The 25,440-nt window shown below is 74.4% G+C and carries 21 protein-coding genes and 1 riboswitch; of the genes, 12 read left to right on the forward strand and 9 right to left on the reverse strand.

Annotation, left to right across the window (positions count from 1 at the left end):
- Window positions 1-7: 7 nt before the first annotated feature.
- From FH969_RS07885 to FH969_RS07915, 8 genes are all read left to right on the forward strand, one after another.
- Entirely contained in the window at window positions 8-1,096 is a 1,089-nt protein-coding gene (locus FH969_RS07885; RefSeq protein WP_108718514.1) for an LppM family (lipo)protein, read from the forward strand.
- A gap of 164 nt (window positions 1,097-1,260) precedes the next feature.
- Window positions 1,261-2,595 carry a uracil-xanthine permease family protein gene (locus FH969_RS07890; protein WP_139986814.1) on the forward strand — a complete coding sequence of 445 codons (1,335 nt, stop codon included), beginning with the start codon at window positions 1,261-1,263 and terminating at the stop codon, window positions 2,593-2,595.
- Between the two features lie 176 nt (window positions 2,596-2,771).
- A complete protein-coding gene (locus tag FH969_RS07895) occupies window positions 2,772-3,227 on the forward strand; it encodes an Hsp20/alpha crystallin family protein (RefSeq protein WP_139986816.1) in 456 nt (151 codons plus the stop codon).
- A gap of 371 nt (window positions 3,228-3,598) precedes the next feature.
- The gene (locus FH969_RS15715) at window positions 3,599-3,970 is read left to right on the forward strand and encodes a hypothetical protein (protein WP_139986818.1); all 372 of its coding nucleotides are present in this window, start codon (window positions 3,599-3,601) and stop codon (window positions 3,968-3,970) included.
- Window positions 3,971-4,035: 65 nt separating this feature from the next.
- Entirely contained in the window at window positions 4,036-5,682 is a 1,647-nt protein-coding gene (locus FH969_RS07905) for a phytoene desaturase family protein (protein WP_139986820.1), read from the forward strand.
- The gene (locus tag FH969_RS07910) at window positions 5,679-6,170 is read left to right on the forward strand and encodes a Pr6Pr family membrane protein (RefSeq protein ID WP_139986822.1); all 492 of its coding nucleotides are present in this window, start codon (window positions 5,679-5,681) and stop codon (window positions 6,168-6,170) included. Before FH969_RS07905 ends, FH969_RS07910 begins: the two co-directional genes overlap by 4 nt.
- A gap of 9 nt (window positions 6,171-6,179) precedes the next feature.
- Window positions 6,180-6,314, forward strand: a complete 135-nt coding sequence (locus FH969_RS15970; RefSeq protein ID WP_281285354.1) for a hypothetical protein — start codon at window positions 6,180-6,182, stop codon at window positions 6,312-6,314.
- A 32-nt stretch (window positions 6,315-6,346) separates the two neighbouring features.
- On the forward strand, window positions 6,347-6,997 hold the full coding sequence (locus tag FH969_RS07915; RefSeq protein ID WP_139986824.1) for an MBL fold metallo-hydrolase: 651 nt from the start codon (window positions 6,347-6,349) through the stop codon (window positions 6,995-6,997).
- Between the two features lie 42 nt (window positions 6,998-7,039).
- Here the strand turns inward: FH969_RS07915 and FH969_RS07920 are convergent, their stop codons facing one another.
- On the reverse strand, window positions 7,040-7,630 hold the full coding sequence (locus FH969_RS07920) for a helix-turn-helix domain-containing protein (RefSeq protein WP_108718521.1): 591 nt from the start codon (window positions 7,628-7,630) through the stop codon (window positions 7,040-7,042).
- A gap of 66 nt (window positions 7,631-7,696) precedes the next feature.
- Between FH969_RS07920 and FH969_RS07925 the strand changes: the two genes are divergently transcribed.
- The 3 genes from FH969_RS07925 to FH969_RS07935 all read left to right on the forward strand — a co-directional run bounded on the left by FH969_RS07925 (window position 7,697) and on the right by FH969_RS07935 (window position 9,372).
- Window positions 7,697-8,449 carry an AzlC family ABC transporter permease gene (locus tag FH969_RS07925; protein ID WP_139986826.1) on the forward strand — a complete coding sequence of 251 codons (753 nt, stop codon included), beginning with the start codon at window positions 7,697-7,699 and terminating at the stop codon, window positions 8,447-8,449.
- Window positions 8,446-8,760: an AzlD domain-containing protein gene (locus tag FH969_RS07930; RefSeq protein ID WP_108718523.1), complete on the forward strand. Its 315-nt coding sequence runs from the start codon at window positions 8,446-8,448 to the stop codon at window positions 8,758-8,760. Before FH969_RS07925 ends, FH969_RS07930 begins: the two co-directional genes overlap by 4 nt.
- A 126-nt stretch (window positions 8,761-8,886) precedes the next feature.
- On the forward strand, window positions 8,887-9,372 hold the full coding sequence (locus FH969_RS07935) for a pyridoxamine 5'-phosphate oxidase family protein (RefSeq protein WP_108718524.1): 486 nt from the start codon (window positions 8,887-8,889) through the stop codon (window positions 9,370-9,372).
- 156 nt (window positions 9,373-9,528) lie between these two features.
- Here the strand turns inward: FH969_RS07935 and FH969_RS07940 are convergent, their stop codons facing one another.
- From FH969_RS07940 to FH969_RS07950, 3 genes are all read right to left on the reverse strand, one after another.
- On the reverse strand, window positions 9,529-10,905 hold the full coding sequence (locus FH969_RS07940) for an MFS transporter (protein WP_139986828.1): 1,377 nt from the start codon (window positions 10,903-10,905) through the stop codon (window positions 9,529-9,531).
- A gap of 18 nt (window positions 10,906-10,923) precedes the next feature.
- Entirely contained in the window at window positions 10,924-11,841 is a 918-nt protein-coding gene (locus tag FH969_RS07945; protein WP_139986830.1) for a hypothetical protein, read from the reverse strand.
- 75 nt (window positions 11,842-11,916) lie between these two features.
- Entirely contained in the window at window positions 11,917-12,984 is a 1,068-nt protein-coding gene (locus tag FH969_RS07950) for a VIT1/CCC1 transporter family protein (RefSeq protein ID WP_246071776.1), read from the reverse strand.
- A 288-nt stretch (window positions 12,985-13,272) separates the two neighbouring features.
- Here FH969_RS07950 and FH969_RS07955 point away from each other — a divergent pair, with 288 nt between their 5' ends.
- The gene (locus FH969_RS07955) at window positions 13,273-17,211 is read left to right on the forward strand and encodes a TM0106 family RecB-like putative nuclease (protein WP_139986832.1); all 3,939 of its coding nucleotides are present in this window, start codon (window positions 13,273-13,275) and stop codon (window positions 17,209-17,211) included.
- Between the two features lie 219 nt (window positions 17,212-17,430).
- On the opposite strand, the gene FH969_RS07960 is transcribed toward FH969_RS07955, so the two are convergent.
- The 5 genes from FH969_RS07960 to FH969_RS07980 all read right to left on the reverse strand — a co-directional run bounded on the left by FH969_RS07960 (window position 17,431) and on the right by FH969_RS07980 (window position 25,110).
- A complete protein-coding gene (locus tag FH969_RS07960; RefSeq protein ID WP_108718530.1) occupies window positions 17,431-18,375 on the reverse strand; it encodes a carbohydrate ABC transporter permease in 945 nt (314 codons plus the stop codon).
- Window positions 18,372-19,361: a carbohydrate ABC transporter permease gene (locus FH969_RS07965; protein WP_108718531.1), complete on the reverse strand. Its 990-nt coding sequence runs from the start codon at window positions 19,359-19,361 to the stop codon at window positions 18,372-18,374. The genes FH969_RS07960 and FH969_RS07965 overlap by 4 nt, the downstream gene beginning before the upstream one ends.
- Window positions 19,362-19,577: 216 nt before the next feature.
- Window positions 19,578-21,005 (reverse strand): ABC transporter substrate-binding protein, encoded by a 1,428-nt coding sequence (locus FH969_RS07970; protein ID WP_425462454.1) that lies wholly within the window; start codon window positions 21,003-21,005, stop codon window positions 19,578-19,580.
- 699 nt (window positions 21,006-21,704) lie between these two features.
- Window positions 21,705-24,077: a 5-methyltetrahydropteroyltriglutamate--homocysteine S-methyltransferase gene (gene metE / locus FH969_RS07975; protein WP_139986834.1), complete on the reverse strand. Its 2,373-nt coding sequence runs from the start codon at window positions 24,075-24,077 to the stop codon at window positions 21,705-21,707.
- Window positions 24,078-24,162: 85 nt separating this feature from the next.
- Complete coding sequence (locus FH969_RS07980; RefSeq protein ID WP_139986836.1) at window positions 24,163-25,110, reverse strand: methylenetetrahydrofolate reductase; 948 nt, start codon at window positions 25,108-25,110, stop codon at window positions 24,163-24,165.
- 42 nt (window positions 25,111-25,152) lie between these two features.
- Window positions 25,153-25,253: riboswitch (SAM riboswitch) on the reverse strand.
- Window positions 25,254-25,440 lie beyond the last annotated feature (187 nt).

Raw genomic sequence — 25,440 nt, forward strand, 5'->3', positions numbered from 1 at the left:
GTCCCGGGTGCCGCGGCTCGCCGTCGTGATCGCCGCCGTGGCGATGCTCGCGGGCTGCATGAAGTACAACGCCGACCTCACCGTGAACGGCGACCTCGAGGTCACCGGCACGCTCGAGATCGCGATGCAGACCAGCGCGCTGGAGACGATGGGGATGTCGAAGGACGACTTCCTCCAGCAGATGACCTCCGGCACCGACGACGCGCCCGAGGGCGTCACCGTCGAGCAGATCGACGACGGCGAGTACGTCGGGATGCGCGTAGTGATGGACGACGTGCCCGCGAGCGAGTTCCAGGGCACCGACGAGGGCCAGTCGTTCACGTTCACCAAGAACGACGACGACGACACCATCACGTTCTCGATGCCGAGCTTCACCTCCACCCTCGGCGACCTCGACTCCAGCGGCACCGACCTGGGCGCCGACCCCGCGACCCTGCTGGACGAGGGCACCATCGTGGTGACCTTCCCGGGCAAGGTCCTCGAGGCTCCCGGCGCCGACATCGACGGCAACACCGCGACGTGGGACCTCACGAGCTACACCGAGGCGCTCACCGCGACGGCGGAGGCCGGCGGGTCCGCGGGTGGCTTCCCGATCTGGATCGTCGTCGTGCTGCTCGCATTCCTCGTGGTGGTCGCGCTGGTGGTGTGGTTCGTGCTGCGCAACCGCAAGAACGGCGGCCCGGACGCGGCCGCCGCCTACGCGGGGGCGTACGCGGGCGCCGGTGGCGGGGCCGCCGGTGGGGCGGGCGTCGTGCCGGCGGTGCCCGGCGCGCCGACGAGCCCGGAGGCGGCGCCGTGGGCGCAGCCGCAGGCGCCTGCGCAGCCCGTCGCGCCCACCGCGCCGAGCGAGTCGGCCGCGCCGCAGGCGCAGCCGAGCCAGCCCTGGGACCGTCCCGCCGCGCCCCCCGCGCCGAGCGAGCCGCAGGCGCAGCCGAGCCAGCCCTGGGACCGTCCGGCTGAGCCCACCGCGCCGACCACGCCCGCTGCGCCCGACGGCGAGCCCACGTCCGGCGAGCCCGACGGCGAGCCCACGCCCACGGAGCCCGACGGCGAGCCCAAGCCGCCGACGCAGCCGTGGGGCCCGCCGTCGAGCTGACGCCCACCATCGCACCCCCCGCACGACCCGCACCACCCGCACGACCCGCACGGCCCCGGAGCTCCTCGCCCCGGGGCCGTGCGGCGTTCCCGCGACGTCGGGCCGGCGGCCTCACTAGGGTGTGCTCGACCCTGCCGACCCCCCGTCACCCCCCTGGATGCCGCATGCCCGCACGCCCGACCACCGGCCCCTCCACCGACGCCACCGCGAACCACCCCTTCCGCTGGCGGGTGCACGGCGACGGACGCACGGTGGCCTCGGGCACCGTCGTCAGCCCCGGCGAGCGGCTGAGCTGGCCGCGCACCATCGGCATCGGGATGCAGCACGTCGTCGCGATGTTCGGCGCGACGTTCCTCGTCCCGCTGATCACGGGCCTGCCGCCCGCGACGACGCTGTTCTTCTCCGGCATCGGGACCTTCCTGTTCCTGCTCATCACCCGGGGGCGGGTGCCGAGCTACCTCGGCTCGTCGTTCGCCTTCATCGCGCCGATCGCGGCCGCCAGCCAGAGCGGCGGGATGGCGAGCGCGCTGGGCGGCGTGGTGGTCGCGGGAGCGGTGCTCGCCGTCGTCGGCCTCGTGGTGAGCTGGGCCGGGCACGGCTGGATCGACGTGCTCATGCCGCCGATCGTGACCGGCACGATCGTCGCGGTGATCGGGCTCAACCTCGCGCCCGCGGCGTGGAACAACGTCAAGGTGGCGCCGGTCACGGCGCTGGTGACCATCCTCGCCGTCGTGCTCGTGACCGTGCTGTTCCGGGGCATCCTCGGCCGACTGTCGATCCTGCTCGGCGTGCTCGTGGGCTACGCGGTCGCGCTGGTGCGCGGCGAGGTCGTGTTCGACGAGGTGCGCGCCGCGGCCTGGGTCGGGCTGCCGCACTTCACGACGCCGACGTTCAGCGTGGCCGTCCTCGGCCTGTTCGTGCCGGTGGTGCTCGTGCTCATCGCCGAGAACATCGGCCACCTCAAGTCCGTCGCGGCCATGACGGGCGACAACCTCGACCCCATGGCAGGGCGCGCGCTCTTCGCGGACGGGTTCGCCACGGTCCTCGCGGGCCTCGGCGGTGGGTCCGGCACCACGACGTACGCCGAGAACATCGGCGTCATGGCGGCCACGCGGGTGTACTCGACGGCCGCGTACTACGTCGCGGCGGTGACCGCGTTCCTGCTGTCGCTGTCGCCCAAGTTCGGCGCGCTCATCGCGACGATCCCGGTCGGGGTGCTGGGCGGGGCCGGCACGGTGCTCTACGGCATGATCGGCGTGCTCGGCGCCCGGATCTGGGTCCAGAACAAGGTCAACTTCGCCGATCCGGTCAACCTCACGACGGCAGCGATCGCCCTGGTCGTCGGGATCGCCAACTTCACGTGGAGCGCGGGGCAGCTCACGTTCGAGGGCATCGCGCTCGGCACGTTCTCGGCGCTCGCGGTGTACCACCTCATGCGGTCCGTGGCCCGGTGGCGCGGGACGCACGACGAGCCGGCGTCGCCCGCGTCGGTGCCCTGACCGGGCCGGGTCCGTCCGGACCGGCCGCCCGATGGCGCCCTGACCTGCGTCGATGCCGCCCGTCGTTCGCCTTGAGTGAACCCGACTCAACTCTCTTGGCACTCACCGCTACCGAGTGCTAGCAATGACGTCAGCGGGACCGCACGGGGCAGTCCCACCGTCACGAGGAGCGACAGATGGCCAAGACCTACGACCCGTTCCGCGAGCTCGACCGCTTCGTCGGACAGATGCTCAACGCCGACCGCGCCGCCGCGCAGATGCCGATGGACCTGTACCGGTCCGGCGACCACTACGTGCTCACGGTCGACATCCCCGGGGCGGACCCGGGCACGATCGACGTCAACGTCGAGGACCGCACGCTGAGCATCCGGGCGCAGCGCACGGCCCCCGAGGCGAACGACGTGCAGTGGCTCGCCAAGGAGCGCCCGACCGGCACCTACGCGCGCCAGCTCACCGTCGGCCGCGGTCTCGCGCTCGACGCGATCAGCGCGACCTACCACGACGGCGTGCTCACGCTCACCATCCCGGTGGCGCAGGAGGCGAAGCCGCGTCGCATCGAGGTGCAGCACGGCCAGAGCGACGGAGGCGTCGTCCAGGCCGAGGCCGTCGAGGCCGCGCCCGCGAACGACTGAGTCGCCGCGCACATGGCCTGACGCCCGCCGCGCTCGCAGCACCCCCGAGGGGCCGCCGTCCACCCGGACGGCGGCCCCTCGCCGTCGTGACTCGTCCCACCTCACCGGGAATGCGTTGGCCCTTGTCGGCGTTATGACGTAACGTGGGCGGCTCGTCCACGGCCGTGGTCACACCGGCCGGACGAGTCGACCGGGCACCCGCCCGGCACCCACGGGGAGCGTGGCGACGACGGATCGTCGCCGTGCCCCCTCCCGGACGTCACCGGCACGGTGCGCCGCCCACCTGGGCGAGCTGCGCCGTCGTGAGCGCGCACCCGCTGCGTTCCTCGGAACCCGACGACCGGGCCGCATGCACGCAAGGAGCAGTACCCATGACCACCATCCCGACCTTCCGACCGATCGACCGCACCGGCATGACCGACGAGGCCACCGCCGTGCTCGCCGTCACCGAGACCGTCCGCAGCCTCCTGGCCGGCGAGCTCGCCGGCGAGACCACCCTCACCGCGAGCCGGCCCGTGCCGATCGCGTTCCTCGACGACGGCCGCCGTGTCTTCCTCGTGGTCGACGACGGCCCTGGCCGTCCCGCCGACCAGCCCCGCTCCTGGGGCGTCGAGGTGCACACCGACGGCGACCTCGTCGGCGACGCGCCCGGCGCGCAGACGGCGGTGCGCACCACGCACCGCCTCACGCCGCAGGCCGCGGCCGACGCCGCCCGCTACGTGCTGGCTGCCACGGCCGCCTGAGCCACCTGAGCCGCGCGGCGGCTCGAGCGCCCGCCCTCCGGACGGCGGCGCCCTACGCTCGGGTCGTGCAGCGCTACGACGTCGTCGTCCTCGGCGGCGGCCACAACGCCCTCACCGCCGCGGCCTACCTCGCGCGGGCCGGTCGGCGCGTCCTCCTGCTGGAGCGCGCCGACCACCTCGGTGGCGCCGCCGTGTCCGAGCGACCGTTCGACGGCGTGGACGCGCACCTCTCGCGCTACTCCTACCTCGTCAGCCTGCTGCCCCGGGCGATCGCCCGGGACCTCGACCTCGACCTCGACCTCACCCTCGTCCGGCGCCGCTTCTCCTCCTACACGCCCGACCCGCACGACCCCGCCCGCGGCCTGCTCGTCGACTCCGCCGCCGACGCCGTCGCCCACCGGGCGGCGTTCGCGCGCGTGGGCGCGGAGCACGACGCCGAACCCTGGTCGCGCTGGTACGCGGGCACCGCGGCACTCGCCCGGGCGCTGGCACCGACCCTCATCCAGCCGCTGCCCACCCGGACCGAGGTGCGCGAGCGGTTCCTCGCCGAGGCCGGCGCCCTCGCACGCACGGAAGCCGACGCCGAACCCGGAGCCGACGCCGGAGCCGAGGCGCTCTGGCGCGACCTCGTCGAGCGCCCGCTCGGCGAGGCCCTGGACCGCCGCTTCGCGTCCGACCTGGTCCGCGGCGTCGTCGCGACCGACGCCCTCATCGGCACGTTTGCCGACCTCCACGAGCGCTCCCTCGCGCAGAACCGGTGCTACCTCTACCACGTGATCGGCGGCGGCACTGGCGACTGGGACGTCCCGGTCGGCGGCATGGGCACGGTCTCCGGCGCCCTCGCCCGCGCCGCGAGCAGCGCGGGCGCCGAGCTGCTCACCGGCGCCGAGGTCGTCGCGGTCAGCCCCGCGGGCGAGGTGCGCTTCACCCGGGCGGGCCGCACGCACGAGGTGAGCGGCGCCGTCGTGCTCGCGGGCCTCGCCCCGGCCGTGCTGGACCGCCTGCTGGCAGAGGACGCCGGCACCGACCCGGCACCGGCGACCGCCCCGGAGGGCGCGCAGGTCAAGGTGAACCTCGTCCTGGACCAGCTGCCGCGCCTGCGGGACACGAGCGTCGACCCCGCCGCCGCCTTCGCCGGCACGTTCCACGTGCACGAGCTCGCGAGCGAGCTGACCGCCGCGTTCGCGCGCGCGGCGGGTGGCGCCGTGCCCGACCCGCTGCCCTGCGAGATCTACTGCCACACCCTGAGCGACCGCTCGATCCTCGGGCCGGAGCTCGCGGCGTCCGGCGCGCAGACCCTCACCGTGTTCGGCCTGCACACACCGCACCGGCTCGTCGCGGCGCACGGCAACGACGCGCTCCGCGAGGCGCTGCGGGACGCGGTCCTGCGAGCCCTGGACTCCGTCCTCGCCGAGCCGGTGCTCGACGTCGTCGCGCACGACGCCCACGGCAACCCCTGCGTCGAGGTGCGCACCACGCTCGACGTCGAGCGCTCCGTCGGCATGCCCGGCGGACACATCTTCCACGGGCCGCTCGCCTGGCCGTGGCGCGAGGACGCGGCGCCCGACGGCGAGCTCTCCCCCGCGCAGCGCTGGGGCGTCGCGACGGCGCACGATCGGATCCTGCTGTGCGGGTCCGGTGCGGTGCGCGGCGGCGCGGTGTCGGGGCTCGGCGGGCACAACGCGGCGCAGGCCGTGCTGGAGCAGGCGTGACCCCCGCGCAACTGCGCGCGAGCGCGGTGGTGCGGATCGCCGTCGTGGCCCTCGTGGTGGCGGCGGAGACGTACCTCGTGACGTCGCTCGGGGACGCGTTCTCCCCCGCGAACCACTACTCCTACTTCACGGTGCTCTCGAACCTGCTCGGCGCCGTGGTGTGCGCGTGGGCGCTCGTGGCACCCGTGCCCGACGTCGTCCGCGGCGCCGCCGTGACCTTCCTCGGACTCACCGGGATCGTCTACAACACGATGCTGCGCGGTGTGGACGTGCAGACCGAGGGGTTCCCGAACACGGTGCTGCACGTCGTCGTGCCCATCCGCATGGTCGCCGACTGGCTGCTGGACCCGCCGCGCACGCGCACCACGCCGCGCCGCGTGGTGGCGTGGATGCTCGTGCCCCTCGCCTACCTCGCCTACACCCTCGTGCGCGGTCCGATCGTGGACTGGTACCCCTACCCGTTCCTCGACCCGCGCGACGGCGGGTAGGCACCCGTGGTGGTGGGCAGCCTGCTCGTGGCCGTCGCGTTCTTCGCCATGGCGTTGCTGGTGGCGTGGGTGGGCAACGCGCTCGGCGGGACGGGCCCGAGGGGCCGCTCGGGCCGCACGGGCCGCTCGGGCCGGCGAGGGTGACGCGGGGCGGCCCCGCGCGGCACAGTGGGGCGATGCGCATCGAGCGGCTCGTCGTGCCGGCCCCGGGCCGCACGGACTTCACGAACAACGTGTGGCTCGTCGGGGACGACGCGGAGGTCGTCGTCGTGGACGCGGCGCACGACGGCGACGCGATCGCCGACGCGGTCGGTGACCGGCGCGTCGTGGCCACCCTCGTGACGCACGGGCACTGGGACCACGTCGGCGCGGCGCCGCGGCTGCGCGCCCGCACGCACGCGCCCGTCCTCCTGCACGCGGCCGACCGCACCCTCTGGCACGAGTCGCTCGTGGACGCGCCCGACGGCGAGCTCACTGATGGCCTGCGGCTCGCCGTCGCCGGGGGCGAGGTCGAGGTGCGGCACACGCCGGGGCACACCCCCGGCTCGTGCGTCGTGGTCGCGTGGCCGGAGGGTGGCGAGGGTGACGGCGAGGAGCAGCGCGGGGCGGCCCGGCCGCTCGCCGTGATGACCGGCGACACCCTCTTCCACGGCGGCCCGGGCGCGACGCGCTGGCCCTACTCCTCGTTCGAGGGCATCGTCGCGTCGATCCGCGAGCGCCTGCTCGTCCTGCCGCCCGAGACCCCCGTGCACACCGGGCACGGCGAGGACACCACCATCGGGGCGGAGGCGGCCGACGTCGCGGCCTGGCTCGCGCGCGGCTGGTGAGCGGGCGGCGTCGGCGCCGGGCGCTGCTCAGCCCAGCGCTGCTCAGCCCAGCTCGGACAGCAGCACCGCCCACGTGCCGGGCTCGAGCGCCTCGAACACGTGCGCGACGTCGCCGGGGTAGGCGAGGTAGTCCCCCGGGGCGAGCTCGACCGGCTCGTCCGTCGGGCCCACGAGCGCCCGACCCGCCGCGAGCACCACGTGCTCCTGCGTCCCGCGCGCGTGCGGCGTCGAGCGTCGCGGCACGCCCGGCTCGGCCGTGATGCGGTAGGCGTCGCGTCGCGCCGTCGGCGGGCACGCGGCGAGCAGCGTTGCGGCGTAGGTCGCCTCGCCCGCGGGGACCCGTGGACCCTCGCCCGCCCGGAGGAGTCGCACGGGCGAGGGTGGTGGGTCGACGAGCTCCGAGAACCGGACGCCGAGCGCGTCGCTGAGCGCCCAGAGGGTCTCCACGCCGGGATTGCCCTGACCGGCCTCGAGCGCCGAGAGCGTGGACTTCGCCACTCCGGCGCGGCGCGCGACCTCCGAGAGGCTCAGGCCGCTGCGCGTCCGCGCGGCGCGCAGGCCCGCAGCGACGAGCGCGCGCACGTCCGGGGCAGCCTCACGGTCGGCTCCGTTCGGCGACGTCGGTCCGCTCATGTGTTCACCCTAGCGGACCGTCCGTTCGACTTGACGAACGTTCGGTCACCGCTGCACGATCCCCGCATGGCCCACGGACTGCGAGCGATCCGGGCGCTGTGGCACGACGTGCCCCGCGACCTGCGTCGCCCGATCCTGCTCATGTCGCTCGCCGTCGCCCTGGTCGGCGTGACCTACGGCGTGACCGGCGTCAGCGCCGGGTTCGCCGCCTGGCAGCTGCTGCTGCTCGCGCTCACCGTGCTCGCGGGCTCGGCCGAGCTGCTCTTCGTCGGCCTCGTCGGCGCCGGTGCCAGCCCGTGGCTCGCGGCAGCGGCGGGCATCCTCGTCAACCTGCGCAACAGCGTCTACGGCATGGCCGTCTCGCCGCTGCTGCCGCGCGGGTGGCGCCGGGCGCTCGGAGCGCACCTCGTGAACGACGAGACCGTCGCGTTCGCCACCTCGCCGGCGCCGGCAGCCGCGCCGGTCCCCACGGCCCACCGCGGGCGGGTCGCCACGTTCTGGGTCGCCGGGATCGGCGTCGCGCTCGGCTGGCCGGTCGGCGCCGCGGTGGGCGCGGGCCTCGGGCTCGTCGTCTCCGACCCGCGCGTGTGGGGCCTGGACGCCGTGCTGCCCGCGCTGCTCGGCGCGCTCGCGGTGCCGGCGATCCGCGCGGGCCGCACGCTCGCCGTCGCCGTCCTCGCCGCGGTCATCGCCCTGGTGACCACGCCGCTCGTGCCCGCCGGGCTGGCGCCGGTGCTCGCCCTGGCGGCGCTCGCCGTCGTGCTCGTGCCCGGCCGCTCGCGGCCTGCCCAGAGCGACGCACCCGGCGGCCTCGCGTGAGCGCCGTCGTCGCCGCCGGCCTGCTCCTGGCGCTCGGCACGTACGCGACGCGCCGCCTCGGCGTCGAGCTCGGCGGCCGCGTGCTCGGCCGCGCCGCCCAGGTCGAGCAGCTGCTCGAGCAGGGCGTCGTCGCGCTCCTCATCGCCGTCACCGCCTCGGCCGCGGTGTACGACGGCGCCGCACCGGACGGGTGGGCACGTCCCGTGGGCGTGGGGCTGGCGCTCGGCGCGGCGGCCGTGCGCGCACCGCTCGTGGTGAGCGTGCTGCTCGGCGCCGGTGCGACCGCGCTGCTGCGCCTCCTCGGCCTGTGAGCCGTCCTGTGAGTTGGCCCTGAGCCGGCTCGCGAGATGGCCCCTGAGGTCGCCTCGGACCCCGTGCCCGTTCGGCCACCCGAAAGGGGGAGGCCCGCCCGGGGACCTGGACGTACCGTCACGCTCATGACCGCATCTCAGGAGGACCTGGAGACCATCGCGGGTCTCGTCAAGAAGGCCCGGACCGCGTTCGTCACCACCGTCGGACCCGAGGGCGAGCTGCTGAGCCGGCCCCTCGCCGTCGTCGAGCGGGACTTCGACGGCACGCTGTACTTCCTCGTCGCCGAGCCCTCCCCGAAGACGGCCCAGCTCGAGGCGCACCCGCACGTCAACGTCGCGATCACCGCGGGCGACAGCTACCTCTCGATCGCCGGGACCGCGTCGGTCTCGCGCGACCAGGCGAAGATCGACGAGCTGTGGAACCCGCACGCGGAGGCCTGGTTCGAGGGCGGCCGCGAGGACCCGGCCGTCGCGCTGCTCAAGGTGGACGCGGACTCCGCCGAGTACTGGACCATGGACGACCCGAAGCCGGTGGCGCTGGTCAAGTACGCCGTCGCGATGGTCAAGGGCGAGGAGCCCGACGTCGCGACCAACCGCTCGGTCGACCTCTAGCCGCGCTGCCGCCCAGCGCCCGACGCGTCCCAGACCGTCGGTGACTCCCGCCCCCGGGCAACCCGTCGCGCGCGGCCGGGAGTCACCGACACCAGGGCGCGGCGCGGTGGGCACGTGCGTGACGGCGCCGCCGCCGAGCCGCCGATGCCGGGTGCGCTACGGCGTCGGGTGCCGCGCGTCGTAGCGCAGGAAGCCGCGCTGGCCGAACGCGACGGCGAGCACCGCGAGGATGCACACGATCCCGCCGCCGACGGCGGCCGACGCCTCGCCGAACCGGGTCGCGGCCGACCCGAGCACGAGGTCGCCGAGCCGCGGGCCGCCGGCGACCACCACGATGAACACGCCCTGGAGGCGGCCCAGCAGGTGGTCCGGCGTGGCCGACTGCATCACCGTCTGGCGGAACACCGCGCTCACCGCATCCGCGGCGCCCGCGCCGACGAGGAACAGGCCCGCGACGATCGCGACGGGTACGAGCAGCGACGACGGCGAGGTCCGCCCGGCCGCCATGAGTGAGAGGCCGAACCCCACCGCACACACGCCGAACGCCACGATCGCCACGACGATCGCGACGCCCTGGCGGCGCACCCGGCCCAGGCCGCCGGACAGCGCGCTCGCCAGCACCGACCCGATCGCGATGGCCGCCGTGAGGCCGCCCGTGGTCGTCTCGCCGCCGCCGAGGATCACCGCGCCGACCGCGGGGAACATCACGCGAGGCATGGCGGTGACCATGGCGATGATGTCGAGCACGAAGGTCGTGCGCAGGTTCGGCCGCGTGCGCAGGAACTGCAGGCCCTCCCACACCGCCGCGAAGCCGGCCTGACGGCGGGGGGCGGGCTCGCCGTCGGCGGCCGTGGGGTCGGCCGGCAGCACGGCGGCGACGTCGTCCGACCCCGGGCCCGCGGCAGGGAGCCCGGGCGCCGCCGCGATCGGCGTGCCCGGCGGCATCGCCGGGAGGCGGAGCAGCGCGTAGAGCGCGAACCCGAAGAGCACGACGTCGAGCGCGTAGGTCGCCGCGTAGCCCACCGACGCGGCGAGCACGGCCCCGAGCAGCGGGCCGACCGTGAGGCCGAGGGAGCCGGTGAGGGTGCCGAGCGCGTTCGCGGCGGGCAGCAGGTCGCGCCCGACGAGCCGCGGGATGATCGACATCCGGGTGGGGACGTTGACCGCCGAGCCGGCCGACTGGATCGCGACGAGCAGGTAGAGCACCCAGGGCTGCTCGAGCTGCAGCGCGGCCTGCACGACGAGCCCCACGGTGGCCGAGATCATCACGACGCCGGACACGAGGGCGACGGTGCGCCGGTCGAACGCGTCGGCCAGCGCGCCGCCGTACAGGCCGAGCACCACGAGCGGGACGAGGGCCGCGATGCCCAGGATGCCGACCGCGAACGTCGAGGACGTCTGCTCGTAGATCTCCAGGCTGACCGCGACCTGCGTGACCATCGTGCCGATCTGCGCGAGGCCGAGGCCCCACCACAGGCGGCGGTAGGCGGGTGAGACGTGGAGCGGTCGGGTGTCCAGGAGCAGGCGGCGCACCGACCCACGCTAGTCGGCTCAGGTGGTGCCGTCGCACGCCTCGACGCCGGGGGCGAGAGCCCTGGTGAGGAGGCCGTGGTCGTCGGCGGCCGTTCCGGAGAGCAGCTGCGCGACCTCGTCCGGGTCGGTGACCGCGCTGCACGCGTCCGTCGGCCAGTAGACCTCCAGCCGCGTGACGGGAACCTCGCGCACGCCGCTCGTGTACCTGACGACGGTGTCCTGCATCTGCCGCATCAGCTCGCGTGCGTCACGCTGGCGCTGGCTGTAGCGCGAGGCCGGGTCGCCGTCCGCGTCCACGTCCAGACCGTAGGCGGAGGCGACGACGGCGGGCTCGCCCCGGTAGTCGAGGATCGTCGTCGCGAGGTCCGTGGTGGCCCAGACGCCGAGATCGCCGTCGAGCTCCCCGACGTGATGGGCGAGGTCTGCGGCCTGGGCAGCCAGGAGACCGAGGGCGCACGGGGAGAGCTGCCCGGCCCAGAGCGTGGGGACGTCCGGGACCACGGGCCACGGCCACGCCATCGCGGGCACCATCTCGGCGGCCCCGGCGCCGGGTCGCAGGGTTCCGGCCGCGAGCACCGCGGTGAACCCGGGTGCCGGTGGTGCGTCGGTGAGGGCCGCGCTCGCGGTGGGCTCGCCGTCGGGCCGCTCGCCGTCCCAGCCCTCGACGTCCATGATCGCGACGCGTCCGTCGGCGTAGACCACGACGCGGGAGAAGTTCGTGACGGCGTCGAGGGCGAGGACGTCGGCCTCGCCGAGCCCGTCGAGCGTGACGTCCGTGGCCGGCTCGACGACGGCGCAGGACGATCCCGGCTCACCGCCAGGGCCGTTGGTCGCACAGCCGGTCAGAGCGGCCGTGCCCAGCATCGCGAGCACGGCGAGCGACCGCGTGGTGCCGGGGCCGTTCGTGCCGGGGCTTCTCCTGCCGGGCCGGTTCATACCGGGTCTGTGTCGCACCTCCGCCGGGCCTTGCACCGCGCGCGGCGGTCGCCTCGGCGGGGGTGCGGGCGTGCGTCAGCCGACCTGCGTGCCGAACGCGAGGCCGAGGAGATAGGTGGCGGCCGCCGCGCCCCAGCCGATCGCGAGCTGGCGCAGCGCCCGGCGCAGCGGCGGACCGCCCGAGAGCACCCCGACGATCGCACCGGTGACGAGCAGCGCGACCCCCACGAGGATCGCCGCCACGAGCACGGCCGAGCGGCCGGTCAGGCCGAACAGGTAGGGCAGCACCGGTACGACGGCGCCCGCCGCGAAGAGCCCGAAGCTGGAGAACGCAGCCGACCAGGCGCTGCCGATCTCCTCGAACTCGGTGTGCAGGTGGCGCGGCTGCACCGAGTCGGGTCGGTAGCTCGTGATCGCGCGCTCGGCGTGCACGCGCGCGTCCTCGGGCGACTCTCCGCGGGCGCGATAGACGAGCGCGAGCTCGTTGTGGTCGAGGTCGAGGTGCGGGTAGACGGTCCGCGAGAGGGGGTCCGGGGTCGAGGCCTCGAGCAGCTCCCGCTGGCTGCGCACGGACACGAACTCCCCCGCACCCATGGAGAGCGCGCCCGCGAGCAGGCCGGCGAGCCCCGTGGCGAGCACCACGCCGGTGGAGACGCCCGTGGCGCCGATGCCGAGCACGAGGGCGAGGTTGGACACGAGGCCGTCGTTCATCCCGAACACCGCGGCCCGGAACGAGCCCGACATCTGTGCGCGGCCGCGCGCCGCGAGCGTGCGCACCACCTCGGCGTGGATGCGCTCGTCGGCCACCATCTGCGGCGTCGCGTCGCGCTCGGTGGCGTACGTGGACCGCGCCTCGGCGCGCTGCACGAGCGCCAGCACGAAGACCGACCCGAACCGGCGCGCGAACCAGCCGAGCACCCGGCTGCGCAGGGGCAGCCGCTGCCGGTCGCCGGCGTGCTCGCCGAGGAGGTGGAGCCAGTGCTGCTCGTGCCGCTTCTCGGCCTCGGCGAGCGCCAGGAGGATCGCCCGCTCCTCGCCCGTGCGGCGGGACGCGAGGTCCGTGTAGATCTGCATCTCGGCGCGCTCGTCGGCGAGGTAGCCGCGCCAGCGCCGGATGTCCGCGGCCCGCGCGCTCGTCCGCAGGCCCTCGGCCGACGGAGTCGGGGTCGGCGGGGGGAGATTGGGGGCGGGCGGCTGCGGGGCCGTCTCCTGCGAGGCCGGGGTCGGCGCGGGGGGCGTCGACGGGGCAGGGGTCGACGCGGGAGGGGACGGCTGGGACGTCCCCGCCGCCGGCTCTGGGGAGGTCACCGGGTCATCCTGACGGCGCGTTGGGGCCGCTCGCAACGTGTCGGGGAGCCGAACTCCTGCGCGCGGCCACCCGGCCGGGTGGGCCCACGCCCGGACGTCGGTGGTCGGCGTTAGCGTGCAGAGGTGTTCATCCTCGCCGGTCGCGACGCCGTCGCCGACTCTCCCACCGTGGTCTACTCGCCCACGGACGTGACGCTCGCGGACTGCCCGTTCCGCCTGCTGCGCACGCTCGACGGCGTGCTCGGGCGCGCCGAGCGACTGCCCGAGGTGGACGACCCGATGCTGCGCCGAGCCGCCCTCCTCGGCGACGCGCACGAGGCGCGCGTGCGGCTCGCCTACGAGGAGCAGTACGGGACGTACGACGGCGTGACCCCCCGCGGCGTCGCGGCGATCGAGCCGGAGGGCGACTTCCGGGCGACGATCGCCACCGCGCGGGAGCAGACGATCGCAGCGCTGCGCGGCGGCGCCGACGTGGTGTTCCAGGCGACGTTCTTCGACGGGCGGTTCTACGGACGCGCCGACTTCCTCGTCAAGGACGGCGACGGCGGCGGCGAACGCCAGGCGAGCTCGACGCCCCGGCCGCGCTACGCCGTCGTGGACACGAAGCTGACCGCCAAGGTGCGCGGCACGGCCCTGCTCCAGCTTGCCGCGTACGCCGACCAGCTCCTCGCCCTCGACGTGCCGATCACCGACCGGGTGTGGCTGCACCACGGCAACGGCGTGCGCAGCGACCACCTGCTCGCCGATCTCCTCGAGGTCTACCGCGGCGAGCGGCGGCTCGTGGAGGGCCTCATCGACGCCCACGTCGCGCTCGGGCGTCCCGTCTCGTGGCAGGAGTGGCGCGATGGCGACGCCGAGCCTGCCGAGCTCGCGCTCCTGCCCGCCGGTCTCGGCGTACGTCGGCGCGCGTGCGGGCGGTGCGAGGCGTGCACGCCCGAGGTGGAGCGGACCGACGACGTCCGGCTCGTGCACGGCATGAAGGCGGTGCACCGCACGCGGCTGTTCGCCGCCGGCGTGCACACGGTGGCCGAGCTCGGCGCCCTGCGCACGCCGGTGCCCCGGATCCCGCCGCTGGTCCAGGACCGGCTCGTCCGCCAGGCGGCCGCGCAGGCCGGGCAGCGCGCGCGGATCGCCGCGGTCGAGGCGGCCGGCTGGACCCTCGGTCCGGGCGCGCGGGTCGTGACGCCCGACGGCGTGCCGCTCGCCGACGTCGACCCCGCGGCGTCCGCGGCGCTCGAGCCGGTCGTGCGGTTCCAGGTGCTCCAGCGGGAGGGCCGGCACGTCCTGGCCGCGCTGCCCGCGCCCGACCCGGGCGACGTCTACTTCGACTTCGAGGGCGACCCCATGTGGGCGCCGCACGGCGCGCTCGAGGGTGGCCTGGAGTACCTGTTCGGGCTCGTCGAGGAGGGCGAGCAGGAGCGGTACGTCGCGTTCTGGGCACACGACCGAGCGCAGGAGAAGGCGGCGCTCGTCGACTTCCTCGCCTGGCTGCAGCGGCGCCGCGCGCGCTTTCCCGGGATGCACGTCTACCACTACGCGTCCTACGAGAAGACCGCGCTCGAGCGGCTGGCCGAGCGGCACGGCGCGGGGCTGGAAGAGGTGCTCACGCTCGTGCGCGAGGGCGTCCTCGTGGACCTCTACCCGGTGGTGCGCAACGCCGTCGTCGTCTCGCAGCCCTCCTACGGCCTCAAGTCGCTCGAGCCCCTCTACATGGGCGCCGAGCTGCGCGACGCGGGCGGCGTGACGACCGGCGGCGACTCCGTCATCGCCTACGCCGAGGCCGCGGCCGCGCGCGGGGCGGGCGAGCCGGGCGCCGAGGAGGCCTTTGCCGCGGCCATGGCGGAGATCGCCGACTACAACCGGTACGACTGCGTCTCCACCCGCCGACTGCTGCTCTGGCTGCGCTCGCTGGCCGGCGCCGGAGCCGGCGTCACGTCGCAGCCCGTCTCGACCGCGGAGTCTTCGGCGCGCGGCCCGGCGCCCGTCGGCACACCCGGCCCGGCCGCCGACCTGCCCGCGTCGCCCGCCACGCCCGGCCCGACGGCGAGCCCCGAGATCGGCCTTCGTCCCACCGGCGAGCAGCGCCTCGTGGGCGCGCTCCTCGCCGCCGCGGGCGAGTCGCCCCGCTCCGACGACGACCAGGCGTTCGCCCTCCTCGCGGCGGCCGTCGACTACCATCGGCGCGAGCAGGCTCCGGGCTGGCGCGAGCACTTCGAGCGGCTCGCCCAGCCGCGCGACTGGTGGGCCGAGACGCGCGACGTGCTCAGCGTCGGCGACGGGCCCGAGGCGGTCGAGGTGGTCGAGCCGTGGTCGACCGCCGGGCGCTACCGCCGGCGGCGGCTGCGCCTGACCGGCACGCTCGGGCCGGCCAGCTCCCCCGACGCCGGCCGCGACGTCTTCTGCCTGCACCCCGCCGGTGCCGCCGAGGGCCTGCGGATCGGCACCGGCGCGGCCTACGCCGCCACGAACGCGGTCCTCGCCGAGGTCTCGGTCTCACCCGACGGCACGCGCGCCGTGTTCGAGGTCGTCGAGCGGGCGCCGGCCGAGTTCGCCGAGGGTGTCGGCGTCGACGCGACCCCGGTCGCCGTCGTGCCCGGCGCCCCCGTGCCCACGAAGAACCCGCACGCGGCGATCATCGACGTCGCCGCGCGGGCCGCGGGACTCTCGCTCCGCGATCTGGACGCGCTCCCCGCCGGTGCCCCCACGCCGTCGGGCACGCCGGCGCTGTCGGACACCGCCGCGGTCGAGCTGCTCCGACGCCGCACGCCGCGCCTGGCGGGCGGGGGCGCGCTGCCGCCGCTCGGGGAGGACCGCGCCGCCGCGATCGCGCGGGCGACCGCCGCGCTCGACCGCTCCTACCTGGCCGTGCAGGGGCCGCCGGGCAGCGGCAAGACGCACGTCGGCGCGCGGGTCATCGCGCGGCTCGTGCAGCAGCTGGGCTGGCGGGTCGGCGTCGTCGCGCAGTCGCACGCCGTGGTGGAGAACCTGCTCGACCAGGTGGTCGCCGGTGGGCTCGACGCGGCCCAGGTCGCCAAGAAGCCCGCCACCACGCCGGACCTGTCCGACCCCGCCGTCGTCCCGCCGCCGTGGACGATGCTCGGGCCGGACGCGCACGCGACCTTCCTCGCGCAGCACGCCTCGGACGGGTGCGTCATCGGCGGCACGATGTGGGACTTCACCAACAGGTCACGGATCGCCGACGGCGAGCTGGACCTCCTCGTCGTCGACGAGGCCGGGCAGTTCTCGCTCGCGAACACGCTCGCCGCGTCCACGTCTGCGCGGCGGCTCCTGCTGCTGGGCGACCCGCAGCAGCTGCCGCAGGTGAGCCAGGGCCACCACGACGAGCCCGTCGACCAGTCCGCGCTCGCCTGGGTGACCGGTGGGGAGCCGGTGATGCCGCCCACGCACGGCTACTTCCTCGACCGCTCGTGGCGCATGCACTCGGCGCTGTGCGCCGCGGCCTCCGACCTGGCCTACGCAGGCCGGCTGCGCTCGGAGGTCGACGTCACCGACGTCCGGCACCTGGACGGCCTCGCGCCGGGCGTGCACCGGCGGCCGGTCGCGCACCGTGGCAACAGCTCGGCGTCCACGGAAGAGGCAGCCGAGGTCGTCCGGCTGGTGCGCGACCTCATCGGCCGGCCGTGGCGGCCCGACGGCGAGAGCGCGCCGCGCCCCACCGAGTCCCGCGACGTGCTGGTCGTCGCCGCCTACAACGCGCAGGTCGCCCTCGTGCGGGCGATGCTCGACGACGCCGGCCTGCCCGGCGTGCGCGTCGGCACGGTCGACAAGTTCCAGGGCCAGGAGGCCGCCGTCGCGATCGTGACGCTCGCGGCGTCGTCGGCCCGGGAGATCCCGCGCGGCGTCGGGTTCCTGCTGGACCGGCACCGGCTCAACGTGGCGGTGTCGCGCGGCCAGTGGGCCGCGGTGCTCGTCGCCTCGCCCGCACTCACCGACGGCGTGCCCCTGGACGGCGACGCGCTCGCCGACCTCGGCGCCTACCTGCGCCTGTGCGCCCGCGCACCCGTGCTCGAGCTGCGCGAGGCCCAACCGCTCGGGGCGTAGCGGGGACGGGGGGAAGCAGGTGCGGCGCCGGTGCGGCGCGCAAGCTCGACCGGCGCCGGTGCGGCGCGCAGTCTCGACCGGCGCCGGTGCGGCGCGCAGTCTCGACCGGCGCCGGTAGCGTGTGCTCACCGCACGCGGGCGCCGAGTCGACCGCAAGCACGCGAAGGCCCCCCGCCCTGCTGGGCGGGGGGCCTCCTCTCCTCCTGGCAGCGATCGGCGTCAGCCCTTGACCGACCCCGCCAGAAGCCCTCGGACGAAGTACCGCTGCAGCGAGAAGAACACCACGAGCGGCACGATCATCGAGATGAACGCACCCGCGGTGAGCAGGTGCCACTGGCCGCCGCGCGAGCCCGCGAGCTCGGCGATCGCCACCGTGATCGGGCGGCTGCCGGTGTCGGTGAACGTCAGGCCGACGAGCAGGTCGTTCCAGACCCAGAGGAACTGGAAGATCCCGAACGCGGCGATCGCCGGGACGAGGAGCGGCAGCAGCACCTGGAAGAAGATCTTCACGTGGCCGGCGCCGTCCACCCGGGCCGCCTCGACCAGCGCGGGCGGGATGTCTTTCATGAAGTTGTGCAGCAGGAAGATCGCCAGCGGCAGGCCGAACATCGCGTGCGAGATCCACACCGACCAGAAGGTGCCGTTGATCCCCATGTCGACGTACGCCTTGAGCAGCGGCACGAGCGCCACCTGAAGCGGCACGACTTGCAGCGCGAACATCGCCACGAACAGGAAGTTGCGCCCCTTGAAGTCGATCCACGCGAACGCGTAGGCCGCCAGCAGCGCGATCGTGATCGGGATGAGCACGGCCGGCAGCGTGATGACGAACGAGTTGACGAAGAACGGCCCCAGACCGCCGGACCCGGACCAGGCGGTCTCGTAGTTCTGGACGGTGAACGGACCGGTCAGGCCGGTCCACCAGCCGCTGCGGCGGATGTCCAGCTCCGGTCGGAACGAGGTCACCAGCAGGCCGACGGACGGGATGGTCCACAGGATCGCCACGAGGATCGCGACGGCCGACGCCCAGGGCGAGGACAGGCGCGAGGCGGCGGACTCCGACCGTTCGGCGATCTTCGAGCGACGCAGCCGCCCACGGCGCCGCTCGTCACCTCCGCCGTCGGCCGTCTCGACGAGAGTCGTGGACTCGATCGCGGGATAGCTCATCGGATCTCCTCCACCTTCTTCATCTGCCCGATGTTGTAGACGACGATCGGGATGACCAGGACGAACAGGATGACGGCGAGGGTGGCCGCGAGGCCCTGGTTCGCCTGCCGGAACTGCTGCGTGTAGAACTCGTTCGCCACGACCGACGTGCCGAACTGGCCACCGGTCATCGTGCGGACGATGTCGAACACCTTGAGCGTGCCCATCGCGATCGTCGTGAGCACGACGACGAGGGCAGGCCGGACGCTCGGGATCGTGATGTAGCGGAACATGCTCATGCCCTTGAGCCCGTCCAGCCGCGCCGCCTCGATGATGTCGTCGGGGATCGCCTTGATCGCGGCCGAGAGGATGGTCATCGCGAAACCGGTCTGGATCCAGATCATCACGACGATGAGGAAGAACGTGTTCCACGGCTGGGTGGAGAGGAACTGCTGCGGCTCGCCGCCGAGCCACACGATCACCTGGTTGAGCAGACCGGTCTGCTTCACACCGGGCTGGTTGGGCTTGAACTCGTAGACGAACTTCCAGATGATCGAGGCGCCCACCATGGAGATCGCCATCGGCAGGAAGACCAGCGCCTTGGCCACCTTCTCCCCGCGGGTGCGGTCCACCAGCACGGCGTAGATCAAGCCCAGTGCCGTCGAGAGCAGCGGCACGAGGATGACCCAGATCGCGGTGTTGCGCAGCACGAGCAGGAGCTCGGGGTTGCTGAACGCCTGAGAGTAGTTGTCAAGGCCGACCCAGGCGCTGCCGTTCTTGTTCTTGAACGAGTTGATGATCGTGAGGATCGCGGGATAGATCAGGCCGATCGTCACGAGGATGATCGCCGGGCCCGCGAAGGCCACGGCGACGACGGTGCCGCTGATCCGCTTGGGGCGGTCGACGGCGAACAGGATGAGGGCCATGACGGCGGCGAACAGGAGGATCGCGATGACCATCACCACGATCTTCTCGCCCGCGGCCTCAGGCCGGAGCAACCAGTCCATGAAGGGGCTCCCTCCCGCCGGCGACGTCACCGGCGGATGCGTGTCCGACCTCGCGGCCGGAGAGGTGGGCTGACTCGAGCAGGACCTCGAGACTGGCTCGGCACGAGTGCCGAGGTGGAACGAGGGGGCCCACCAGGAGGTGGACCCCCTCGAACCGGTGCTACGGGTGAAGCGGGGTGCCGGCGCTCAGCCGGCGCTGTGCCGTTCGACGGGCGATCAGCTGCTGGCGGGCCAGGAGGCCTCGATCGTGTCGACCACCGTCTGGGTGTCCGTGCCGGTCAGCCAGTTGACGATGCCGGTCCAGAACGTCCCGGCGCCGACCTCGCCGGGCATGAGGTCCGAGCCGTCGAAGCGGAACACGGACTCCGGGTCCTGGAGGATCTGGGCGTTGAGCTTGTCGAACTCGGTCGCGAGGTTCTCCGGGTCCAGGCCCTTGTTGGCGCTGACCCAGCCGCCGGTGTCGGTGGCCTTCGCCTTGGCGTTGGCCCACTCCGGGGAGGACAGGTAGGTCTGGAACGCCTGGACCTCGGGACGGTCGGCGAACGCGGCCACGAACTCGCCGCCGCCGAGGACCGGCTTGCTCGTGCCGTCGCCCGGGAGGTAGAACGCGTAGACGTCGCCGTCGGGGGCCACGTTGGTGCCCTCGGGCCACTGCGTCGCGTAGAAGTTCGCGGCGCGGTGCATCCAGCAGGTGCCGTCGAGGATCCCGAAGCCGGCGTCCGTCCACGTCGTGGTGGCGATCGAGTCGACGCCGCCGAGGCCGGCGTTGACGAACTCCGGGTTCTTGAGGATCTCGCCGGCGGTGTCCCACGCGTCGACGATCTGCGGGTCGTTGAACGGGATCTCGTGGGTGACCCACTGGTCGTAGACGTCGGGGCCGGCGGTGCGCAGCACCACGTCCTCGATCCAGTCGGTGCCCGGCCAGCCGGTCGCGTCACCGGACTCGACACCGGCGCACCACGGCATTGCGCCGTTGCCCGCCTTGGCCTCGTCGGCGATCGTCTGCGACAGGGTGATCATGTCGTCCCACGTCTCCGGGATCTCGTAGCCCGCGTCCTCGAACATCGAGGGCGAGTACCAGACGAAGGACTTCACGTTGGCGCCGAGCGGAGCGGCGTAGAACGTGCCGTCGACCGAGCCGTAGTCCTTCCACTTCGGGTCGTAGTACTCGTCCACGTTCGCGGCGGTCTGCTCGGGCGCCGCCACGATCTTGTCGCCGTACTGCGTGACGATCGTGTTAAGCAGGCCCGGCTGGGGCAGGTACGCGACGTCGGGCAGGTTGCCCGCCTGGATCCGCACCAGGAGCTGCGCCTCGAACTCGCGCGAGCCCTCGTAGTTGATGGTGACGCCGGTGCAGTCCTCGAACGGCTTGTACGACGCGATCTGCTGGTCCGACTCCGGCTCCACGATCGACGTGTAGACCGACACGCTCGTGCCGCTCAGGTCGCCGAACTCCTCGTACGGTGCGCAGTCGATCCCCTCGGCCGTGTCGCCGCCGCCGTCGCCCGTCGCATCGCCCCCACCGGTGGCGTCCCCACCGCCACCGTCGCCGCCCGAACACGCGGCCAGAACGAGTGCGAGCGAGCCAGCAGCCACGATGGCAGCGCTCCCACGCACACGTCGCATCCCAATCGATGAGGTCATCTCGTTGCTCCTCCACAGCGTCGTGGTTCGCCGCCCCCGGTCAGGCCGCGGCGATCCCCCGAAGGGGCTGACCGCCCGATACAACCCCGGGACAGCGCGCTGCGCAACTGACGAAACGATTCAGTGCCGTAACGGTTGCGTAACGGACGCCATCGAATCGCAAGAATCCAGTAAAGACTTGCGGTGCCTTGCGAGCGAGCGTTCGACGCGGCGGCCACCGGGACCACGTGGGGCGCGCCGTCGGACACGTGGCCACGTCTACGGTGGACACGGCGACCGCGGCGTCCACAGGAGACGCGACTTCGGTCTCGTTGCCGCGTCCCTGGTGGACACCACGACCACGGCGTCCACGCAGCGCGCTCGAGGAGCCCCGTTGCCGCGCCCACGGTGGACGTGGCGACCGCGGCGTCCACGCAGCACGCGGCAGGAGCCCCGCTGCCGCGCCCACGGTGGACACGGCGACCGCAGCGTCCACGCAGCACGCACCAAGAGCCCCGCTACCGCGTCCCTGGTGGACACGGCGACCGCAGCGTCCACGCAGCACGCGGCAGGAGCCCCGCTGCCGCGCCCACGGTGGACGTGGCGACCGCGGCGTCCACGCAGCACGCACCAAGAACCCCGGGTGACGCGCCCCACGCAGGCCCGCGCACGCCCGTGGCGACCCCCGCGGGGACCGCCACGGGCCACGCGCAACCGGCGTCAGACCGCCGTCGTCGCCCCGATCTCCGCGCGCACCCGCCGGGCCGCCCCGACGAGCGCCTGCAGCGCCGCCGTCGTCTCGGCGTAGCCGCGCGTCTTGAGCCCGCAGTCCGGGTTGACCCACAGCGAGCGCTCGCCCACCGACTCCAGTGCAAGCCGGAGCAGCTCGGTGACCTCCTCCTCGGACGGCACCCGCGGGGAGTGGATGTCCCATACGCCCGGACCGATGCCGCGCTCGAAGCCGGCCGCCGCGACGGCGGGCAGCAGCGACATCCGCGAGCGGGCCGCCTCCACGGAGGTGACGTCGGCGTCGAGCGCGTCGATCGCCCCGAACACCTCTTCGAACTCCGAGTAGCACAGGTGCGTGTGCACCTGGGTGCGCACCGCCACCCCCGAGGTCGCGAGCCGGAAGGCCGCGACCGCCCAGGCCAGGTAGGCGTCCTGGTCCGCGCGGCGCAGCGGCAGCAGCTCGCGCAGCGCCGGCTCGTCCACCTGGATCACGCCGATGCCGGCGGCCTCGAGGTCGGCGACCTCGTCCCGCAGCGCGAGGCCGACCTGCGTCGCGGTGTCGCCGAGCGGCAGGTCGTCGCGCACGAAGGACCACGCGAGGATCGTCACGGGCCCGGTGAGCATGCCCTTGACCGGGGCCGACGTGAGCGACGCCGCGTAGGTGGCCCAGGGCACGGTGATCGGAGCGGGCCGCGCGACGTCGCCCCACAGGATCGAGGGACGTGTGCAGCGCGAGCCGTAGGACTGCACCCAGCCCTGCTGCGTCACCGCGAAGCCGTCGAGCTGCTCCGCGAAGTACTGCACCATGTCGTTGCGCTCCGGCTCGCCGTGCACGAGCACGTCCAGCCCGAGCTCCTCCTGCAGCGCGATCACGCTGGCGACCTCGGCGCGCATCGCGTCCTCGTAGCCCTGTTCGGTGAGCTCGCCGCGGCGCAGCGCGGCCCGCGCCCGGCGCAGCTCTGCGGTCTGCGGGAAGGAACCGATCGTCGTGGTCGGCAGCGCCGGCAGGTCGAGCACCGCCTCCTGCGCAGCGCGGCGCACCGCGTACGGCTCCCGCGTGAAGGACGACGGCGTGAGCGCGGCAGCCCGCGCCCGCACCTCGGGCCGGACCACGCCGGGCGCGCCGGCACGGTCGGCCAGGGCGGTCCGGGCCGCGGCGAACGCGTCGGGTGCGCCGTCGGCGCCGGCCGCGATCGCGAGCACCTCGGCCACCTTCTCGTCCGCGAACGCCAGCCAGCCGGCCACGCGCTCGGGCAGCAGCGGGGCACCGGCCTCGTCGGCCACCGTGTGCGGGACGTGCAGGAGCGACGTCGACGTCGAGACCGTCGTCGCGCCCGCGCCCAGCGCAGCCAGCGCGGCGGCCCGCTCGGCCGCCGCGTCGAGGTCGGTGCGCCAGACGTTGTGTCCGTCGACCACGCCCGCGACCAGGGTGAGCGCGCCGAGGTCGGGCGCCTCGCCGTCGGGCAGCTCACCCTTGACCAGGTCGACGCCCACGGCCTCGACCCCCGCGCCCGCGAGCGCCTCGAGCGCCTCGCCGGGCAGCGTGCCGTAGGGCGCGGCGACGAAGATCGCCGGTCGCTCCTGCGCCGCGGCGAGCGCTGCGTACGCGTACCCGACGGCGGAGGCGAGCTCCGCCGTCGTGCGCGCCCAGGAGTCGCTCACCAGGGCGGGCTCGTCGAGCTGCACCCACTCCGCGCCCGCCGCGCGCAGGTCCGCGAGGAGCGCGGCGTAGCCGGCGACGACGTCGTCGAGCCGGTCGAGCGGGTCGAAGCCCGCCGGGGCGTCGGCCGCGGCCTTGGCGAGCAGGAGGAACGTCACGGGACCCACGAGCACCGGACGGCCGGCCACGCCGAGCGCCGCCGCCTCGCGGACGTGGTCGGCGCGGCGCGAGCCACGGTAGGCGAGCGGGGTGTCCGGGCCGATCTCGGGCACGAGGTAGTGGTAGTTGGAGTCGAACCACTTGGTCATCTCGAGCGGACCCTGCGCCGTCGTGCCGCGCGCGAGCGCCCACTCGACGGCGAGCGGCAGCGGCTGCACCGTCGCGCCGTCCACCTCGGTCAGGAGCGGAGCGACCTCGGGGTCGGTGGCGAGCCGCGCAGGCAACGCACCGAGTGCGAGCACGACGTCGAGCACCTGGTCGTAGTGGGCGAAGTCCAGCGGGACGGCGGCCGGCTCGGTGAGGCCGAGGTCGCGCAGGCGCGTCACGGCTGCGCGACGCACCTGCGCGGCGCTCGCCTCGAACGCGGCCTCGTCGGTGCGGCCGGCCCAGTGGTCCTCGAGCGCACGCTTGAGCTCGCGGCGGGGGCCGATGCGCGGGTAGCCGAGGATCGTGGCGGCGGGGAACGGGGTGGACTGAGTGGTCATGGTGCTCTCCTGGAACGGGCGGTGGCGAGGAGAGGCTTCGTGCTCGCCGGTGGTCGGGTGAGGTCGAGTGACTGAGGGAGGCGGCTCAGGCCGGAGCCAGGACCTCGTCGAGCAGCCGCGTCACCGCGGCGTGCTGGTTGAACGTGTAGAGGTGCAGACCGGGGGCGCCCGCGGCGAGCACGCCGCGGACGAGGTCGGCGGTGCGCCGCACGCCGAGCGCGTACGCCTCCTCCGGGCCGCCGGCCGCCTCGAGCTCGGCGAGCAGCTCGGCGGGCTCGGGGATCCGGTTGAGCGCGCACAGCCTGCGGATCCGGTCGGGGTCGGTGAGCGGGAGCACGCCCGGCACGAGCGGCAGGACGATCCCGGCCGCGCGCGCGGCGCGCTGCAGCGCGACGTACGCCTCGACGTCGAAGAACACCTGGGTGATTGCGAAGTCCGCCCCCGCGTCCTGCTTGGCGCGCAGGGCGGTGAGCTCGTCGTCGCGCACCTGGAACTCGCCGGACAGGCCGGGCACGGTGTAACCCGGGTAGGCGGCGACGGCGATGCTCACGCCGTCGCGCCGGGTGCGGCGAGCGACGAGGCGCTCGACCGGGCTCGCGGGCGGCAGGCCGAAGCGCTCCGCCTCCACCTCGCGGATGAGCGCGACGAGGTCGCACGCGCGCGCCAGGCCGTCACCCCCCGGCGACCACTCGCCGCCCTCGGGCGGGTCGCCGCGCAGCGCCAGGAAGTCGCGCACGCCCGCGTCGAGCAGGCCGCTGACGACGTCGCGCAGCTGCGACCGGCTGCGCCCCACGCAGGTGAGGTGGGCAATGACTGGGACTCGGGTCTCGGCCAGCAGGTGCTCGACGAGCGCCTGCGAGCGCTCCGACGTGGTGCCCGAGGCGCCGTAGGTGACCGAGAAGTAGTCCGCCTCGCCGGCCGCCAGGCGCGCCGCCGTCTCGTGGACCTGCTCCTCGCCGCGCGGAGTGCGCGGTGGGTAGAGCTCGAAGCTGATCGTGGGTCGTGGGGCGCGGTAGAGCTCCGACGTGGTCATCGTCGCCTCCCGCTGCGCCACGGGTGGTGTGCCCGCATGGTGTCTCCATCGATCCTGGCGTGAGCACCCTTCCCGCGGGAGGCTTCCGTTGGGGGTTGCTGCGGCGTCGACGAGCCAGGTCTCTCGGCCGCTCTGGATGGTGTGGGGAGCCTAGCGCGGGCGCCGAATCCCCGTCCACGGACCGGATCGCCGTCCGCATCGCGAGACGGAGTGCGAGGTGCCCTGCTGGGCCATCTGTTGTGCCGCTCAACCTGCGCCGTCTCCTTCCGCCCATCGCTCTAGATGCACATCATTCTCATGTGCAACTACGGCCCCCTCGTGCGACGAACC

The organism is Miniimonas arenae (assembly GCF_006351005.1).
GTDB lineage: Bacteria > Actinomycetota > Actinomycetes > Actinomycetales > Beutenbergiaceae > Miniimonas > Miniimonas arenae.